This window comes from Microcoleus sp. BM001215392 (assembly GCF_036700185.1).
In the GTDB taxonomy this organism is placed as follows: domain Bacteria; phylum Cyanobacteriota; class Cyanobacteriia; order Cyanobacteriales; family Microcoleaceae; genus Microcoleus.
Genome location: NZ_JAUBOJ010000185.1, coordinates 1 through 4,653 on the forward strand (window position 1 = coordinate 1; position 4,653 = coordinate 4,653).

Here is a 4,653-nt window from a genome sequence, read left to right on the forward strand (position 1 = left end):
ATATAAGTTATTAGTTATAATCTCATATTGACGGAGGTCATGCTTCGCCCCTACAAACATATTTGCCTTGCGCCAGATGCACCCGCAACAAATCCCTGCAACAGGATTTATTGTAAAACAGAGCAAAAGTAAAAATCAACTACCCGGTGGGGGTGACAACTTCTTTACTTAGCTGCCTTAAATTTATTTAAACAATAGTTATTCAAGCATCAGCCTTGATAACTTCCAGGGCGCTGCTTGCCAATGTTGGGCGCTTCTGTGACCTCAAACTCAAATACAAAACTAGCCCAAAAGGGCAAACCAATTTTTATGATTGCGCTATGAGATAAAACCTGAAAGCCTGGGTGATATAAACAGGTTTCTGAGTTTTATCAACACCATTCTCAACAACTAAAAGCCATTGAGGTGCGGGCTAAGATTACCGCCCCACAACAATACTTGTTTCTTGTGGAACAGGCATCCTGCCTGTTGCCGACATTTGTGCAAAATGGGGTGCATCTCACTTTTGAAGCCTGAAGAAGCATGACCGCATATAAGTTATTAGTTATCATCCCATGTTGAATGCGGTCATGCTTCGCCCCTACGGATATATTTGCCTTGCACCAGATGCACCCGCAAAATGTCCGAATTACTGTACTCATTTGCCAATAGCCATTAACAGGAACAGTCCGAATTTACGGATTGCAAAGTTTTCTATGAATATCTTGACAACACGCTCCTACAAAGGCGAAAGTGACTGGTGCGCGATCGCCAATTTAATCGATGCTTGCGAAGCAGTCGATCGACTCGGCGAAGAAGTATCCGCCAGCGAACTCAAGCTTGTCCTCGACGCCCCCAAACTCGACAAAGCCCGCGACGTACAGTTGTGGGAAGACGGAAACTACAGACTAATTGGTTTAGCACTCCTAGATATGCCCGATTCCGAGGATGAAATAGAGGGCTGTCTGTGGTTTTACGTGCATCCAAACGCGCGCGACCAAGATTTGGAAAAAGATATGATTAAATGGGGCGAAAAGCGGCTGGGCGAAGTCTCGAAACAACGGAATTTACCCGCGAAATTGCGCACCTACAGTCGGGAAGATGAAAGCGACGAGATGCGGCTGTTACAGAAAGAGGGCTTTGAAGTCGATCGCTATTTTCTCACAATGGCGCGATCGCTCGCCGAACCAATTCCCGCACCCGAATTTCCCGCTAATTTTGCGCTGACGCACGTATCCGGGGAAAAAGACATCCAACCCTGGGTAGAAATGTTCAACCAGTCATTTATCGATCACTGGAACCACCACGATTTAACTGCCGAAACCGTGCGATACTGGATGCAAGACGAGAATTATCAGCCGGAATTAGACTTGATTGCTGTTTCGGGCGATCGTAAATTTGCAGCTTTCTGCGACTGTCAAATCAAACCCCAAAAAAACCCCCGCAGCGACGCAAAAGACGGTTGGATTGAATTATTAGGTACGCGGCGCGACTTTCGCAAAATGGGATTAGGAAAAGCGATGCTGCTAGCTGGTTTGCACACCTTAAAAGCGGCGGGTGCAAATACAGCTAAACTCAGCGTCGATGCCGACAGTTTGACAGGCGCGACAAAGCTTTACCAATCAGTCGGTTTCCGCCCGATGGAAACTTGGCTGTCGTGGGCTAAAGCCGTGTAAATTCTTATTATTGCGGAGTTGGTGTAGTGGTTTTAGGGAAAGTACGATCGCCCTTATTTCACAGCACTTACGCACTCCGACAAAGAAACCGGGTTTTTGACCAAATTTGTCGGCTTCAACGAATTATTTTCCTAAAAAACCCGGTTTCTGGGTTCCCATGCGATCGCCCTTTTTTACTTAAGGGCGATCGCGCTTTTGTTTCTGAGGATTGATATGCAGAGATAGAGGACACGGCAGTGCCGTTTACCTACAGCAGATCGAGCGCTTCAATCTTATAAGAATGAGCTACTATTAAGAGCCGTTGGCTTCACATTATAAACTACTCCCAAGTAGTCATTCCCAACTTTGATAGCCGTTGATGGTACAGCAGTTGCACCATCGAAGATGACATTAACTGACTCAAAAGTTAGTTGACTGAAAGTGACCTCAATTAACTTGATTTTATCATCCGCAGTGAAGTCAGCAATCAGATCGGCTTGAGATAGTTCCGTAGCCGTATCTTGCAATACAAAGATATCATTCCCTGCGCCACCTGTGAGGATATCCAAACCGGAATCGCCATTCAGGAGATCGTTACCCGCACCGCCTGATAAGATATCATCTTGCTTACCGCCGCGCAAAGTATCATCGCCTTCTCCACCTAGCAGGATATCGTTATCATTATTCCCGCTAAGAAAATCGTTGCCAATACCGCCCACAAGGGAATCTGAACCTTTGCCACCAATTAGTTCATCGTTACCTCCTTCACCTACTAAAGTATCTTCTCCTTGATTCCCAAAATAGGTGTTTGGGAAGTCTAATCCCCTCAAGGAATCGTTGCCACCAAGGGCAAATACGCTTAAACCTAATGCTGCTGCTGGGAAGCTGGTATCGTTGCCATCTGTTAGCAGGTAAACATCTCCGAATCGGGTGTTTTCTGGTAAGTTCGATCGCGCGTTGCTTGATACCGATGGTTGTGGCGTTGCTATTGTTATGGAAGTTGGAGTTATAGGGGTTTTAGCAGTCAAAATTTGTTGATCTAACGCCGCACCCGTGTTTTCTGCAACTAGAGAATCGAGGGGTTTTTGACCGGCACCAAATGCTTTAAAGTCTTGAGTTGTTTCACCTAAAGCAATTTTTTGGATTGCTGCTACTTGTTTTTGCAGTTGTGTAAGATCGGTATTAGTTGCGATCGCCCCTACAATCCGTTGATTGGATGCTGCGATTACCGGGGCTAGTGCTGGTGCCGCCACTGATATCTCTTGGGCGTTAAAATTAGGATCGATCGCCTTTACCCGATCGCCCACTTTTCCAATTAAATCCGCCACTTGTTCGGGTTTGGTGAAATCTAAGGTTCCTGTTTGGATGCGATCGGCGATCGTGCTAACTATTTGCTTGACAGCATCACCCATACTCAGATTGCTGGCACCTTCAATTAATCCCGCTGTTTGAGTGATCGAGTTTTGGGCTACCAGCATCGCAGTTAATACCGCTTTACCACCCGGTTGTTGCTCTAGGGTGGCCGCGATCGGATCGACATTATTCAGCGGTATATCGCTGGGAATACCGAAAGCGCTGGTGACTTTGGCATTGGCTTCATTAACGCTCAAACCGCGATCGGCTAATTCAGATACCATGCTAGTCAGTAAAGTAATTACTTCTGCATCGGGTGTCGCTTTGAGCGGAGTTTCTAGGGGTAAACCCGTACCGATGTCGGTGCCGCCAAAAGCGACTAAATTTCCTTCACTGGGATCGAGTTTGCCATTCTTATTGGTGTCAAAAGTGCTGAAAGGAATATCAAAAGCATAAGCGCCTTGACTGTCAGTTGTGCCTTTGGGTTCGTTCGGATCGGCGATGCCATTTTTGTTAGCATCAAAGAAGACATTCGCACCGGCTATATAGTCGTCAATTACAAAACCACCAAAAGTAGAACTCTTGAAGCGGATTATTTCGCTAACATTGGCACCAGACGAATCCGTTCCTGTTATCTTCATCCAGTAGTCGAATTTCTGCGGGCGAGTCGCGCCGATCTCAATTTTGCGAGTTGCGGGATTGAAAGTTAACCATGAAGGGAGAGGAATCTCAGGAAAACTTGACCCATTTACAGGCTGACGATAGGAACCGCGATTTAGATCGGTTTTCCATGTAAACGCCGACGAATTCAACGCCTTGAAATCTGCCAGGGCGATCGAATAATTAATGCTGTCGCCAGGATCGGGGTCAGTATCGGTGTTTGCAGCCAAGGTAAACACATTGCCAGTTTGAGAAAAACCTAGTGCTCCACTTTGCGAAAAGGCAGAAAGATTTACAACTGGGGGGTTGTTCTTATTCGTTGGCGTTACTCGTGTTGGCGTGGGAGTTACTGGCGTTGGCGTGGGAGTTACTGGTGTTGGCGTGGGAGTTACTGGCGTTGGTGTTGGCGTTACTGGCGTTGGTGTTGGCGTTACTGGTGTTGGCGTGGGCGTGGGAGTTACTGGCGTTGTCGTGTTGAGCAGGATGGAGGCGGTGCTGCTGTTCCCGTTCGCCACAGCTAAGTCAGGTTTCCCGTCGCCGTTGATGTCGCCGATGGTGACAGACCAGGGGTCACGGCCAGTAGCGAAGGTAACTTGGGGGGCGAAAGTGGGGCTGGTGGCTCCCGTGGCGGTAGTGTTGAGCAGGATGGAGGCAGTGTTGCTGTCGGCGTTTCCCACAGCTAAGTCAGGGTTTCCCACAGCTAAGTCAGGTTTCCCGTCGCCGTTGAAGTCGCCGATGCTGGTGGAAGCCGGGCGATTGCCAGCAGGGAAGTCAACTTTGGTGGCAAAGGTGGGGGTGGTGGCGTTGGTGGGGGTGGTGTTAAGCAGGATGGAGACGGTTTTGCTGTTGAAGTTCGCCACAGCTAAGTCAGGTTTGCCGTCGCCGTTGATGTCGCCGATGCTGATGGAGTTGGGGTTAGTGCCAGTTGTGAAGTCAACTTTGGTGGCAAAGGTGGGGGTGGTGGCGTTGGTGGCGGTAGTATTGAGCAGGATCGAGGCGGTGTTGC

2 protein-coding genes are annotated in these 4,653 nt (G+C 48.1%); one reads left to right on the top strand and one right to left on the bottom strand.

Going from position 1 to position 4,653, the window contains the following annotated elements:
- Window positions 1–695: 695 nt before the first annotated feature.
- On the top strand, window positions 696–1,655 hold the full coding sequence (locus QT974_RS19280; RefSeq protein WP_333470045.1) for a GNAT family N-acetyltransferase: 960 nt from the start codon (window positions 696–698) through the stop codon (window positions 1,653–1,655).
- 272 nt (window positions 1,656–1,927) lie between these two features.
- Here QT974_RS19280 and QT974_RS19285 read toward each other — a convergent pair.
- The coding region (locus QT974_RS19285) for an FG-GAP-like repeat-containing protein (protein ID WP_333470046.1) at window positions 1,928–4,653 on the bottom strand (2,726 nt) is incomplete at its 5' end.